This is a genomic window from Rhodococcus aetherivorans, assembly GCF_025722975.1.
Lineage (GTDB): Bacteria > Actinomycetota > Actinomycetes > Mycobacteriales > Mycobacteriaceae > Rhodococcus > Rhodococcus aetherivorans.
This window is the reverse complement of sequence record NZ_CP106982.1, coordinates 854,377-867,328: the sequence shown is the minus strand read 5'-3', so window position 1 is coordinate 867,328 and position 12,952 is coordinate 854,377. Positions and strand designations below refer to the sequence as shown.

The 12,952-nt window shown below is 69.4% G+C and carries 14 protein-coding genes; 10 read left to right on the top strand and 4 right to left on the bottom strand.

Annotation, left to right across the window (positions count from 1 at the left end; all coding sequences use genetic code 11):
• Positions 1–100: 100 nt before the first annotated feature.
• The 3 genes from OCS65_RS04105 (at position 101) to OCS65_RS04095 (ending at position 3,488) form a co-directional block, all read left to right on the top strand.
• Entirely contained in the window at positions 101–610 is a 510-nt protein-coding gene (locus tag OCS65_RS04105) for an Lrp/AsnC family transcriptional regulator (protein WP_006940680.1), read from the top strand.
• A 210-nt stretch (positions 611–820) separates the two neighbouring features.
• Positions 821–2,086: a Glu/Leu/Phe/Val dehydrogenase dimerization domain-containing protein gene (locus OCS65_RS04100; RefSeq protein WP_006940679.1), complete on the top strand. Its 1,266-nt coding sequence runs from the start codon at positions 821–823 to the stop codon at positions 2,084–2,086.
• Positions 2,079–3,488: an amino acid permease gene (locus tag OCS65_RS04095; RefSeq protein ID WP_263508886.1), complete on the top strand. Its 1,410-nt coding sequence runs from the start codon at positions 2,079–2,081 to the stop codon at positions 3,486–3,488. The genes OCS65_RS04100 and OCS65_RS04095 overlap by 8 nt, the downstream gene beginning before the upstream one ends.
• An 81-nt stretch (positions 3,489–3,569) precedes the next feature.
• Here OCS65_RS04095 and fabG read toward each other — a convergent pair whose 3' ends face one another.
• From fabG to OCS65_RS04075, 4 genes are all read right to left on the bottom strand, one after another.
• Positions 3,570–4,331 carry a 3-oxoacyl-ACP reductase FabG gene (gene fabG / locus OCS65_RS04090; RefSeq protein WP_251549810.1) on the bottom strand — a complete coding sequence of 254 codons (762 nt, stop codon included), beginning with the start codon at positions 4,329–4,331 and terminating at the stop codon, positions 3,570–3,572.
• A gap of 32 nt (positions 4,332–4,363) precedes the next feature.
• On the bottom strand, positions 4,364–5,125 hold the full coding sequence (locus OCS65_RS04085) for an SDR family NAD(P)-dependent oxidoreductase (protein ID WP_251549812.1): 762 nt from the start codon (positions 5,123–5,125) through the stop codon (positions 4,364–4,366).
• Between the two features lie 153 nt (positions 5,126–5,278).
• Positions 5,279–6,496: an acetyl-CoA C-acetyltransferase gene (locus OCS65_RS04080; RefSeq protein ID WP_263508880.1), complete on the bottom strand. Its 1,218-nt coding sequence runs from the start codon at positions 6,494–6,496 to the stop codon at positions 5,279–5,281.
• Positions 6,497–6,532: 36 nt separating this feature from the next.
• Positions 6,533–7,678, bottom strand: coding sequence for an acyl-CoA dehydrogenase family protein (locus tag OCS65_RS04075; protein ID WP_006940667.1), 1,146 nt, complete (start codon positions 7,676–7,678; stop codon positions 6,533–6,535).
• A 110-nt stretch (positions 7,679–7,788) separates the two neighbouring features.
• Between OCS65_RS04075 and OCS65_RS04070 the strand changes: the two genes are divergently transcribed.
• The 7 genes from OCS65_RS04070 to OCS65_RS04040 all read left to right on the top strand — a co-directional run bounded on the left by OCS65_RS04070 (position 7,789) and on the right by OCS65_RS04040 (position 12,867).
• Positions 7,789–8,391 (top strand): TetR/AcrR family transcriptional regulator, encoded by a 603-nt coding sequence (locus OCS65_RS04070; RefSeq protein WP_029546461.1) that lies wholly within the window; start codon positions 7,789–7,791, stop codon positions 8,389–8,391.
• A gap of 32 nt (positions 8,392–8,423) precedes the next feature.
• Positions 8,424–9,107 carry a DUF3558 domain-containing protein gene (locus OCS65_RS04065; RefSeq protein WP_263508878.1) on the top strand — a complete coding sequence of 228 codons (684 nt, stop codon included), beginning with the start codon at positions 8,424–8,426 and terminating at the stop codon, positions 9,105–9,107.
• Positions 9,108–9,121: 14 nt separating this feature from the next.
• Positions 9,122–9,448, top strand: coding sequence for a hypothetical protein (locus OCS65_RS04060; protein WP_263508876.1), 327 nt, complete (start codon positions 9,122–9,124; stop codon positions 9,446–9,448).
• 297 nt (positions 9,449–9,745) lie between these two features.
• Positions 9,746–11,026: a WXG100 family type VII secretion target gene (locus OCS65_RS04055; protein WP_263508874.1), complete on the top strand. Its 1,281-nt coding sequence runs from the start codon at positions 9,746–9,748 to the stop codon at positions 11,024–11,026.
• Positions 11,023–11,781: an ESX secretion-associated protein EspG gene (locus OCS65_RS04050; RefSeq protein ID WP_065921965.1), complete on the top strand. Its 759-nt coding sequence runs from the start codon at positions 11,023–11,025 to the stop codon at positions 11,779–11,781. Before OCS65_RS04055 ends, OCS65_RS04050 begins: the two co-directional genes overlap by 4 nt.
• Positions 11,774–12,247: a DUF309 domain-containing protein gene (locus OCS65_RS04045; RefSeq protein ID WP_006940659.1), complete on the top strand. Its 474-nt coding sequence runs from the start codon at positions 11,774–11,776 to the stop codon at positions 12,245–12,247. The genes OCS65_RS04050 and OCS65_RS04045 overlap by 8 nt, the downstream gene beginning before the upstream one ends.
• The gene (locus OCS65_RS04040; RefSeq protein WP_029546465.1) at positions 12,247–12,867 is read left to right on the top strand and encodes an LON peptidase substrate-binding domain-containing protein; all 621 of its coding nucleotides are present in this window, start codon (positions 12,247–12,249) and stop codon (positions 12,865–12,867) included. The genes OCS65_RS04045 and OCS65_RS04040 overlap by 1 nt, the downstream gene beginning before the upstream one ends.
• The last annotated feature ends 85 nt before the right edge of the window (positions 12,868–12,952 follow it).

Sequence of the window (12,952 nt, the reverse complement as noted above, 5' to 3'; positions counted from 1 at the left end):
CGCCTCTCCCAGCTGATCGACCTGACTGGAAAAGGCGGGATGCCGGGCGAGCCGCTATACAATCGGCACAGTTTCCGCCGCCTCTTCGGAAGGAACGGCCATGCGTGACGCCGTGCAGCTGGACGAGTTGGATTTCGCGCTCCTGGACACGCTGCACACGGATCCGAAGATCGGCGCCCTGGAGCTGTCCCGGAGGTTGCGGGTGGCGCGCGCGACGGTCTCGGCACGGCTGCGCCGGCTCGAGGAGTCCGGGATCATCGCCGGCTACGAACCGCGGCTGGACCTGGCGGCCGCCGGATTCGAGGTCCAGGCCTTCGTGACGATGGAGATCGTCCAGGGCGCGCTCGAAGCGATCACCGATGTCCTCGAAGCGATTCCGGGGGTGCTCGAGGCGTTCGCGACGACCGGCGCCGGCGACATTCTGTGCCGGATCGCCGCGGACTCCCACCTCGGTCTGCAGCAGACGCTGATCGAACTGAACCGGTCGTCGATCGTCGCCCGGTCGACCAGCGTCATGGTGCTGTCGGAGGTGGTGCGGTACCGGGCCATGCCGCTGCTCCGCACGCTGCAGCCGGGCAAAACCGCCAAAGCGCCCGCCTACCGTCGGTAGAGCTGAAGGTCGGCGCGCTCGCCCCCGCCCGCCGAAAACGTCGAAACAGCTCTGCACACTGCACAGAAAAACGACGGGCGGCTGCGCTACAGCTCTTCAGCCTGACCAGTAGTGCAGGCCGCACTTGCGCCCCCTCTGTAACCACGGTCACAGTCTTCTTCATTCGCCCGCTCCCCGGGCATCGCACCGTCCCGACTCCCGAGAGAAGACATGAAGAACCTGCTGACCCGTTTCGAGGACAAGGCCCCCGAGATCGTCTTCGAGTGGCACGACACCGAGACCACCGCCCGCGGCTGGGTCGTCATCAACTCCCTGCGCGGCGGCGCGGCCGGTGGCGGCACGCGGATGCGCCGCGGCCTCGACCGCCGCGAGGTCGAGTCGCTGGCGAAGACGATGGAGGTCAAGTTCACCGTCTCCGGTCCGGCCATCGGCGGCGCCAAGTCCGGCATCGACTTCGACCCCTCCGATCCCCGCAAGGACGGCGTGCTGCGGCGCTGGTTCCGGGCGGTCGCGCCGCTGCTGCGCGCCTACTACGGCACCGGCGGCGACCTGAACGTCGACGAGATGACCGAGGTGGTGCCGCTCACCGAGAGCAACGGGCTGTGGCATCCGCAGGAGGGCGTCGTCAACGGGCACTTCGCGGCGGACGACCGCGAACGCGTCCAGCGGGTCGGGCAGCTGCGGCTCGGTGTCGCGAAGGTCGTCGAGGACACCCGGTTCACCCCGGCACCGGATGCGAAGTACACGGTGGCCGATCTGATCACGGGCTGGGGCGTCGCCGAGTCGGTGCGCCACCACTACCGCATCTACGGCGACCCCGCGGGCAATCACGGGCTCGGGGGCAAGCGGGTGATCGTCCAGGGCTGGGGCAACGTCGGCGCGGCCGCGGCCTACTACCTGGCCCAGGCCGGGGCTCGCGTGGTCGGCATCATCGACCGCGACGGCGGCATCCTCGACACGGCCGGTCTCGACTTCGACGAGGTGCGCACGCTGCTGCTGAACAAGGACGGCAACGCGCTCCGCAGCGACCGGATGCGTCCCTTCACCGAGGTGCACGACGCGATCTGGGACCTCGGCGCCGAGATCTTCCTCCCCTGCGCGGCCTCCCGCCTGGTCACCCGCGAACAGGTCGACCGTATGGTCGCGGCCGGCCTCGAGGTGATCGCCAGCGGAGCGAACGTGCCCTTCGCCGACGACGAGATCTTCTACGGCCCCACCTACGAGCACGCGGACAAGTCCGTCTCCGTGATCCCCGACTTCATCGCCAACAGCGGCATGGCCCGCGCCTTCGCCCAGCTCATGGAGGGTGACGTGGAGGTCTCGGACGCGGCGATCTTCGGCGACGTCTCGGACACCGTCGCGGGTGCGCTGCAGCGCTGCCACGACCGCTGCGCCGACCATACGGGCGTCGCGGCCACCGCGTTCGAGATCGCCCTCGACCAGCTGGTGCCGGCCGGGGAGCGCATCGATGACTGACACCTTGGCCACCACGCCGGCCACCACCACCGAGCCGGCGCCGCGGGCGATGCTGCACCAGGCGATGCGGCCGCGACAGCTGGTGATGATGAGTCTCGGCGGCGCGATCGGCGCGGGACTGTTCGTCGGCTCCGGCGCCGGCATCGCCGTCGCGGGCCCGGCCATCCTCGTCTCGTTCCTCGCCGCCGCGGCTCTCGTCGTCCTCATCATGCGGATGATGGGCGAGATGGCGGCCGCGAACCCCGCCAGCGGCGCCTTCTCCGTGCACGCGGAGAACGCCCTCGGCTCCGTCGCCGGCCGCACCATCGGCTGGCTGTACTGGATCCAGGTGGTCATCGTGATCGCGGCGGAGGCGACCGGCGCCGCCGCCATCACCGCCGCCTCGATTCCCGGGATCCCGCAGTGGGCCGCGGCACTGTTCTTCATGGTGGTGCTCACCGGCGTGAACCTCGTCGGCGTACGCCGGTTCGGCGAGGTCGAATTCTGGTTCGCGGCACTGAAGATCGTCGCCATCGTCGCCTTCCTCGCGATCGGCGTCGCGATGATCGCGGGATGGGTGCCCGCCTTCGACAGCACCGGGTTCGCGAACCTCACCGCGCACGGCGGCTTCGCGCCGACCGGTATCGCCGGTATCGCCGCGGGCCTGCTCATCGTGGTGTTCGCGTTCGGCGGCACCGAGATCATCGCCATCGCGGCCGCCGAGACCTCCGATCCGCGCCGCAACGTCGGCCGCGCGGTGCGCACGCTGATCTGGCGCATCCTGGTCTTCTACATCGGCTCGGTGCTGATCATGGTGACGGTGCTGCCGTGGACGTCCGAGGATCTCGTCACGGGCCCGTTCGTCGCGGTGCTGAACGCCGGCGCCGTGCCGGGGGCGGCCGCCGTGATGACCGTGATCGTGGTGGTGGCGCTGCTGTCCTCGCTCAACGCGATGCTCTTCAGCGCCTCACGGATGATCTACTCCCTCTCGCAACGCAGTTCGGCCTACCCCGCGTTCGGCCGGGTGGCCGCCAACGGGGTGCCCCGCAACGCGGTCCTCGCCTCGGTCGCGTTCGGATTCGTCACCGTCGCACTCAACTACGTACGTCCCGACAAGGTGTTGCCGCTGCTGCTCAACGCCGTGGGCTCGACCATCCTCGTACTGTGGACGTTCGTGGCGGTCTCGCACCTCGTGCTGCGCCGGCGGGCCCGGCGCGACGGCACCGAAGACGCCCTGCCGCTGAAGATGTGGGGCTTCCCGTACCTGTCGTACGCGACCCTCGGCCTGCTCGCCGGCATCGCCGTGCTCGCGCTGTTCGACACGGCCGCCCGCACCCAGCTCATCGCGACGGGCGCACTCACCGCCACGATCGCGGGAGCGTGCTGGCTTCTGCACCGCCGGCAGACGGTCCGGCAGCCGTAGCCGACCGCACAGACGACGACGCCGTGCGTCCTCCCGCAGGGGGGAGGGACGCACGGCGTCGTCGTGGATCGGTCCCCGCCGTCAGTCCTTCGGACCACCGGCGACGTAGATGACCTGACCCGACACGAATCCCGCACCCTCGCTCGCGAGGAACGAGGCGGTGTGCGCGATGTCGTCGGGCTTTCCGGTGCGGGCGACGGGGATCTGCGAGGCCGCGGCGGCCTTGAAGTCCTCGAACGACATGCCCACCCGCTCGGCCGTCGCAGCGGTCATCTCGGTCTCGATGAAGCCGGGGGCGATCGCGTTGGCGGTGACGCCGTACTTGCCGAGCTCGATCGCGAGGGTCTTGGTGAAGCCCTGCATGCCGGCCTTGGCGGCGGAGTAGTTGACCTGACCGCGGTTGCCCAGCGCGGAGGTGCTCGACAGGTTGACGATGCGGCCGAACTTGGCCTCCACCATGTACTTCTGCGTCGCCCGGGACATGAGGAACGCGCCCCGCAGGTGCACGTTCATCACGGCGTCCCAGTCGTCGACGGTCATCTTGAACAGCAGGTTGTCGCGGGTGATGCCGGCGTTGTTGATCAGCACCGTGGGATCGCCCAGCTCGTTCGCGACCCTCTCCACAGCCGCGGCGACGGACTGCTCGTCGGCGACGTTCGCGCCCACCGCGAGGGCCTTGCCGCCGGCCGCCTCGATGGCCGAGACGGTGTCGCCGCATGCGGACTCGTCGAGGTCCAGGACCGCGACCTGGAATCCGTCCTGCGCCAGCCGCTTGGCGACTGCGGCGCCGATGCCGCGCGCGGCTCCGGTGACGATGGCGGTGCGGGTGACTGTTTCGCTCACTGCTTACCTCCGTGCTGTTGTGGTTGGAAACTTCAGTTGATGGTCAGGCCGCCGTCGACCGCAATCGTCTGGCCGGTGACGTAGCCGGCGGCCTCCGAGGTGAGCCACACGGCGGTGGCGGCGATCTCCGCGGGATCACCGTTGCGGCCCAGGATGATTCGCGGCTTCATGCTGTCGAGGTAGCCGGGCTGGTACTCGTCGGTCATCTCGGTCTCGAAGAATCCCGGCGCGATGGCATTGACGCGGATGCCCTTGCGTGCCCCCCACTGCTGGGCCAGGTCCCGGGTCAGGCCGATCACGCCGGCCTTGCTGGCGGCGTAGGCGGCCTGCGGCAGTCCCGCGGTGGTGAGGCCGAGGACGGAGGAGATGTTGACGATGGAGCTGCCGGGCTGCATGACGCGCCCGGCGGCCTGCGCGGCCCAATAGGAGCCGTTCAGGTTGATGTCGATGACGCGCCGGAACTGTTCCGGGGTCTCCTTGGTGGCCGGGACGGCAGTGCCGATGCCGGCATTGTTGATGAGGATGTCGACCTTGCCGAAGTGTTCGATCGCGGCATCGACCATCCGTTGCGCCTGCTCAGGCTCGGCGATGTCGGTCTCGACGCTCAGCGCGCGGCGGCCGGCGGCACGGACGAGTTCGGCGGTCCGCTCGAGCCGGTCGGCGCGACGGGCCGCGAGCACGACGTCGGCCCCGGCCTCCGCGAGAGCCTGGGCGAAGGCGACGCCGAGGCCCGAGGAGGCGCCGGTGACGATCGCGACGCGGTCGTCGAGGCGGAACTTGTCGAGCACGGACATGTGTGTAGTCTCCTCCGATAGTCGATACCTATGCGAATTGTATAGTTGAATTCGCGCTCGAGTTCAAGACTTGATATTCGAAAAAGGCGCGGCCACAAGCCCTTTCGGGCCCGCGACCGCGCCTCATCCGACTTCCCGGTCCGAGGGGGACGATCAGCTCAGGCGCTCGAGCACCATCGCCATGCCCTGACCGCCGCCGACGCACATGGTCTCCACGCCGAACTGCTTGTCGTGGGTCTGCAGGTTGTTGAGCAGGGTGGCGGTGATCCGCGCGCCGGTCATGCCGAACGGGTGACCGAGGGCGATCGCACCACCGGAGACGTTCAGCTTGTCCTCGTCGATGCCGAGCTCGCGGGCGGAGCCGAGCACCTGCACGGCGAACGCCTCGTTGATCTCGAACAGGTCGATGTCGGAGATGGTCTTGCCGGCGTGGGCGAGAGCCTTCTTCACGGCCTCGATCGGGCCCAGACCCATGATCTCCGGCGACAGGCCGGACACGCCGGTCGAGACGATCCGCGCCAGCGGGGTCAGCCCGAGCTCCTTGGCCTTGGTGTCGGACATGATCACCAGGGCCGCGGCGCCGTCGTTGAGCGGGCAGGCGTTGCCGGCGGTGATGGTGCCGTCGGGGCGGAACACCGGCCCCAGCTGGCTCACGGCCTCGTAGGTGGTGCCGGGCCGCGGCCCGTCGTCGGTGGTCACGACGGTGCCGTCGGGCAGGGTGACGGGGCTGATCTCACGCTCGAAGAAGCCGGACTTGATGGCTTCCTCGGCCCGGTTCTGCGACCGCACACCCCACCGGTCCTGGTCCTCGCGGGAGATGCCGGTGAGCGAGGCGACGTTCTCCGCGGTCTGGCCCATCGCGATGTAGACGTCGGGCAGCAGGGCCTCGCTGCGCGGGTCGGTCCACGCGGTGCCGCCCTCGGCGAGCGTGGCGGTGCGGGCCTCGGCGTCGGCGAAGAGCGGGTTCTTGGTGTTCGGCAGGCCGTCGGCGTTGCCGGTGACGAAGCTGGAGACGGACTCGACACCGGCGGAGATGAACACGTCCCCCTCGCCGGCCTTGATCGCGTGCAGCGCCATGCGGGTGGTCTGCAGCGACGACGAGCAGTAGCGGTTGACGGTCACGCCGGGCAGGAAGTCGTAACCCAGCTGCACGGCGACGACGCGGGCGATGTTGAACCCGGACTGGCCGGCGGGCTGGCCGCAGCCGAGCATCAGGTCGTCGATCTGGGCCGGGTCCAGCTCCGGCACCTTCGCCAGGGCGGCCGCGACCATCTGGGTGGCCAGGTCGTCCGGACGCACCGTCTTGAGCGACCCCTTCATCGCCCGCCCGATGGGAGAACGGGCGGCGGACACAATCACAGCTTCGGGCATCACGTGCTCCTTGTTTTGTGTTGACGCTTCGAGTCTCTACAGGCCCAGATCGCGGCCGATGAGTTCCTTCATGATCTCGTTGGTGCCGGCCCAGATCTTGGTGACGCGGGCGTCCTTCCATGCACGAGCCACACGGTACTCGTTCATGAAGCCGTAGCCACCGTGGATCTGCACGCACGCGTCCAGGACCTCGGACTGCGTCTGCGCGGTCCACCACTTGGCCTTGGCCGCGTCCACGGCGGTGAGCTTGCCGTCGGCGTGGGCCTCGACGGCCTGGTCGACGTAGGCCTCGGCCACCTCGATCTTGGTGATCAGCTCGGCGAGCAGGAACTTGTTGTACTGCATGGCGCCGATGGCCTGGCCGAACGCCTTGCGCTCCTTCGCGTACTCGATGGTCTCGAGCAGGATGTGCTTGGCGTGGTGCACGTTGTTGACCGCGGAGCCGAGCCGCTCCTGCGGCAGCATCTTCATCATCGAGATGAAGCCCATGCCCTCCTCGCCGATGAGGTTGGCGTGCGGGACGCGGACGTCCTTGAAGAACAGCTCCGCGGTGTCGGCCTCGGGCTGGCCGACCTTGTCGAGCTTGCGACCGTTCTCGAAGCCCTCCATGCCGCGCTCGACGGCGAACAGGGAGATGCCCTTCGCGCCCTTCGACGGGTCGGTGCGGGCCGCGACGACGACGAGGTCGCAGTTGTAACCGTTGGTGATGAAGGTCTTGGCGCCGTTGAGGATCCAGTCGTCACCGTCGCGCACGGCGGTGGTCTTCAGGTTGGCGAGGTCGGAACCGCCGGAAGGCTCGGTCATACCGATGGCGCAGATGAGCTCACCGGTGGCGCAGCGCGGCAGCCAGCGCTCACGCTGCTCCTCGTTGCCCAGGTGGACGATGTAGGGAACGGTGATGTCCGAGTGGATGCCCATCGACGACGACAGCGCCATGTTCGCGCGGGCGAACTCCTCGCCGAGGATGGCGTTGAAGCGGTAGTCGTTCGCCTCCATGCCACCGAAGCGCTCCGGGATCTCGAGTCCCAGGAAGCCGGCCTTACCGGCCTCGATCCAGATGTCACGGGGAATCTCGTGACGTTCGATGAGCTCCTCCGCACGGGGCATGACGAACCGGTTCACGAACTCGCGCGCCGACTCGCGGAACGCCTCGTGATCGGGGCCGTACAGGGTGCGTTGCATCAACCGCTCCTCAAATCTGTAAGCATCTGCTTATTTTCTAAGCGTGCGCTTATAGTGAACCGCGGCCGCTATCTTGTCAACCAGGGCCGTAGCAGGAACGGGAGCAGGACGTGAGCACATCGAGGGACGCGGTGATCAGCGGATCGAAGGCCGCGGCCCGCCTACGCGAGGCGGCCGTCGAGGTGTTCGCCGAGAACGGCTACGGCGGCACCACCACCAGGCTGATCGCCGCCCGCCTCGACATGAGCCCGGCCGCGATGTATCCCCACTACAAGTCCAAGGAAGAGCTGCTCTACGCGATCAGCTATGAGGGCCACGACCTGGCCCTCGAGGTCGTGCGCGACGCCGACCTCCCCGGCGAGGACGCCACCACTCGGCTGGCCAACGTCATCGGCCGGTTCGCCGAGTGGCAGGCCGAGCACCATCGCCGCGCCCGCGTCGTCCAGTACGAGCTCACCGCCCTGACGCCCGAGCACTACCGCGTCATCACCGGCCTGCGGCGGCGCACCACCCAGGTCGTCCGCACCATCGTCGACGCCGGCGTCGCCTCGGGTGAGTTCACCGTCCCCGACACCGAGGGCGTCACCCTTGCCCTGATGTCGCTGTGCGTCGACATCTGCCGCTGGTACCCCTCCGGCCGCTACCACGAGCCCCACGCCCTCGCGCACCTCTACTCCGATCTCGCCCTCCGGCTCGTGGGCGCCGTCCGCTAGCATCTGTCCCCACACGACGGATCGGGGGGTCCATGGGTGGGGGGCAATGTTCGCGCGGCCGTCGGTCGTCCGCGCCCGCAATCGACGTCGCGTGCGACCGGGAAGCGAGCGAACGAGAGCGACGACGACACCTGCGCACTCGCGGATGGATCGTCGCCCTCGTCGCGGCGGCGGTCAGCGCGTGCACCGCCGTCACGCCCGCGGCACCCACGGAACCACCCGCCACCACCACGACGACACGCACACCCCGCATCGTCGACGAATCCGACCGCCCCCCAGTCACGTTCGACCCCTGCCTCGACATCCCCGACCGAGTGCTCGTCGAGGCGGGCTACGACCCGAGGTCGGAGGAGATCAGCGACTTCGCCGCGACGCACTACACCTTCCTCGGGTGCAGCTATCACGGCACGCTGCGCACCCCCGGCGTTCTCCGTCGCTACGGACTCAATCTCAACTCCGGCAACATCACCTTCGCCGAGGTGCAGGAGAAGGTCGCCGAGTACGCCACTCCCATCGAGATCAACGGACGACGCGCCCTCCTCGAGGTCGACCCGAGCTTGCGTCAGTCGTGTGCCGTCACTGTGGAGACGTCGTACGGGGTTCTCATCATCTCGCGCATCTATCACCCCGACCACGGCAATGGAGTCCCGAACAACGAATGGTGCGCCGGGCTCGAGGACACAGCCTCGCGCATGGCCGCCGTCATCGACGACTGATCGAAAGGCCCGAGGTGAGCGAAGCGCTGCGACTCGACCCACATACCATCGACGAGATCGTCGCCATCTGCGACACCATGTTCGCGACACTCTCCGATGCGATCGACAATTCGGAAGACCTGGCCAAAGTCGGAAGCTTCGGTGGATTCGAGTCCGCGGAACAGCTTCGGCAAGGTTTCCTCACCAAGGCCAGAGGCACCCCCACGTCCGCCTACGAGCGTCTCACCCAGTTCCACGAGGTGCTCTCCCGCATGCGCGACACGTTCGCCGCCGGTGGACAGGGCTTCCTCGACGCCGACTACGACTGGGCCCGGCAACTCGGCACCCCCGACTCCGGGTGAACCGCCGCCACTGCGCATCACTCCGGAGCCCGGAGAATTCCACGAGTCGTGCTGTATCCGCGCGGGCGCCAGTCGTCCGCGACCACCATTGGGGGAGCGCATGACTGGAAAAGTCGCGGATGGCTGACGCCGTTCGTTCCTCGGCACGACTCGCCACGAGACCGCACGGTCCGCTACGATGCTGCGCACTACCACGGAATCGGGGGGACTCCATGGACACGTCACTTGATGTTTCGCACGGCACCGGAAGACGCACGGCGCAGCACGTCGCGACCGTGAGCGAAAGCACCGAATAGGGTGCCGGAGAACGAGAATCCCGTCGCAGCGATGCTCGAACCGCTGCTCGAGCATCGGGTACCGGAGCGGGTCGGCGCGCTGGCGGACTGGCACACCAGACTGGTGGCACGGCTCGAAGGCAGCTTCGATCCCGACTACGCCACCGCATTCGAGAACTTCCACAGTATGGAGCACGACGCCATCTATCGAGACGTCCAGAGAATGGACCCGGGCGCGATGCGAAGCCTGGCGGAGAGCTGGCGCAAGATCGCGACCGACATGAGCGTCGGTTTCATCTTCGGAACCCAGATGATCTGCAACAAGATTGCCGAGGGGTGGGATGGTGACGCGGCGCGCCGCGCCGTGGCGGCGACCCGCTCCTTCGCGAGGTCGACCGAACAACTCGTGACCGCGCTGCTTGCGGTGTCGACCAAACTCGCTGCGGCATCGGAGGTCGCTTCGGCTGTGCGGAACAACGTGCCACCACCGCCGGCGCAGATTCCGATGCCGTTGGGCGTGGTGGTGCCCCAGGACACGGCCGAGTTCGCGCGGGCGGCGGAGGCGGCGCACGCCGAGGCGGTACGCGTCATGGAATCGCTCTACGTCCCGCACTACCGTGAATCCGGCACGGCGGTTCCGGTCCTGCCGTCGCCGCACGAGGCGACGGCAGGATCCGGTCCGGTCGGGGCAGACCTGTCGCGCCACCCCTCGGGCAGCGCGGAGGGCCGGGGCGGCGGCACCGGCCCCTCGGCCTCGGCGGCCGGCACCGGGCCCTCGGCCTCGGCGGCCGGCGCCGACGACGGGCAGGTCACGGACGCTCCGTCCCGCGGCACCTCCGCGACAGACGGGGAAGCAGACCCGGGCGGCCCGGCGCCGGGCGCCGGCGAGCCTGCAGCCACCACCCCGGCCGCGACCACGACGGCCGGCGCGACGTCGGGCCCGGAGCGGTACCCGGGTTCGGGTGGACCTCCGGGCGGACCCGGTGGTCCAACGTCCGGAGGCGCCGGCGGTGGAAGCGGCGGCTCCGGCGCTGCCGGTCCCGGCGGGCTCGGACCCGTGGGTGGCCTACCGGTCGCGAACGGTACGACGAACCCGGCGACGTCGGGCGCCGGCGCCCGCGCCGGGTCGGCCCGTCCGGGCGGCATGTACCCGGGCATGCTGGGCGCCCCGGCGCGTCCTGCGCGCGACGACGAGGCCGCCCGCACGGTGCCCAGTTATCTGGTGGGCGCCGACAACGGGAACGAGCTCGTCGGTCCGATGCCGCTCACCGCGCCGCCGGTGCTGGGGGTCGATCCGGCATGAGGTGGCGGCTCACCCCCGACCGGTTCCTGGCCCTGTGGACCGCGACGGGACTCGACGAGATTCCGTTTCCTCTGCGCTACCGCTCCACCGCGCTGTGGGAGGACGAGCACGCCGCGAACCTCGAGGCGGCCCACCGGTGGCGGCGCACGAATCCCGACGAGCGGCTCACCGCGGCGATAGCGACGATGCGATACGCGGAGGTCGCCGTCGAGGTGTACGGGCAGTTCTCGGAGGGCTCCGAGTTGCGGCTGCGGGGATGCATCAGGCACGACTCCGCCGTTCTGGCGCGGCAGGATCCGGGACGTGCCGGCGATCTCGTCGTGACGGCGACCGCGGCGCACACACTGGCGGAGGCGGTCGTGCAGTGCCTACCCGGCGCGCCCCCGGGTACGGCGCCGGCGCTGTCGGCACCCACCGCGGAAGTGGCGGAGTTCGCGCGCCCGACGCAGGTGCTCCGGACCGCGCAGGCGCCCCCGGCCGTCCGGTTGCGGCGGCTGCTGACCGATCCGCGGTCCGGGACGGGCAGCGTGCGGGTGCTGTGCTCACCGGACGGTCTGAACTTCACGCCGGTCACCGATCTCGGCTGGTTCGACGTCGCAGGCGACGGGCGGTACCTGTTCCGGACCGGCCACCACACCCACGTCTGCCCGGCCACCCCGGAGCTGCTGCGCGACGAGCTGGCCTACGCGGTCGACGAGGCGCGCGAGAAGCGGGGTCGCGTCGGCGCTGCCGGTTTACGCTGGGTGCATGGCTGAACGGGATCGAACGGTCGACGGCAAACCGCAGAACGCCCGCCCGCGCGACGCCCTGGGGCGCCCGTTGCCCTACGGCGAGGAGGGAGTCGAACGGGTCCCGGAGGACCTGCAGCTCGAGCCCGACGAGGCTATCACCGAGGCGCAGCGGCTGCTCGACCACGGGTATCCGTTCCATGCGCACGAGGTGCTGGAAGGCACGTGGAAGTCGGCGCCGGCCGACGAGCGGACGCTGTGGCAGGGCTTGGCGCAGCTCACCGTGGGGCTGACGCATCTGCTGCGGGACAATCCGGCCGGGGCCGCGTCGCTGCTACGGCAGGGGGAGGCTCGGATCCGCCATTACGAGGACGAGCCGCCGCACGGGCTGGACATAGACGGCCTCGCGGCATGGGCGGAACACCTGTTGACGGAGATCGCGCGCGGCGAGCCGATCCCGGCGCCGCCGATACCGCGGCTGCGGCTGCCCTGATGCCCGTGCTCCCGATGTTCCCGCTGGGAACCGCGCTGCTTCCGGGTGACGCCCTTCCACTCCACGTGTTCGAACCGAGGTATCGAGAGCTGGTCCGGGACTGCCTCGCAGATCCGGACGGGCCGCGGTTCGGCGTGGTGCTCATCGAGCGAGGCCACGAGGTGGGTGGGGGCGAGACCCGCCACGACGTCGGCACGGTCGCGCGGATCGTGATGGACACCGAACTCGACGACGGTCGCTACTTCCTGGAATGCATCGGCGAGGAACGCATCCGGGTGATCGACTGGCTACCGGACGACCCGTATCCGCGGGCGGAGGTCGAGCCGTGGCCGGACATGGAGTCCGGTCCGGTGGACTTCTCCGGCCTGAGCGTGGGGCTCGGCCGGCTGTACGGTCTGCTCGACCGCCTGTCGGGCGGCCGGATCGAACCCCCGAGCATCACCGAACTGCCCGACGAGCCGGGTGCCCGGCTGTTCGCGCTGGCACGCTTCGTCCCTATGGGTGAGGCCGACCGGCTGCAGGTACTCACGGCGCACGGACCCACCGAACGATTGGCCGTGCTGACCGAATGCATCTCGAACGCTGTCCAACTCGCGCAGTGGCGCCTCGACAGTACGTAAGGGCGAGGGCGAACCGCCTCGCGGACAGCGCATGACCTCCCTCGACCGCACCCGCGCGTCTGCCGGTCAACCGCTGCCGCACCCC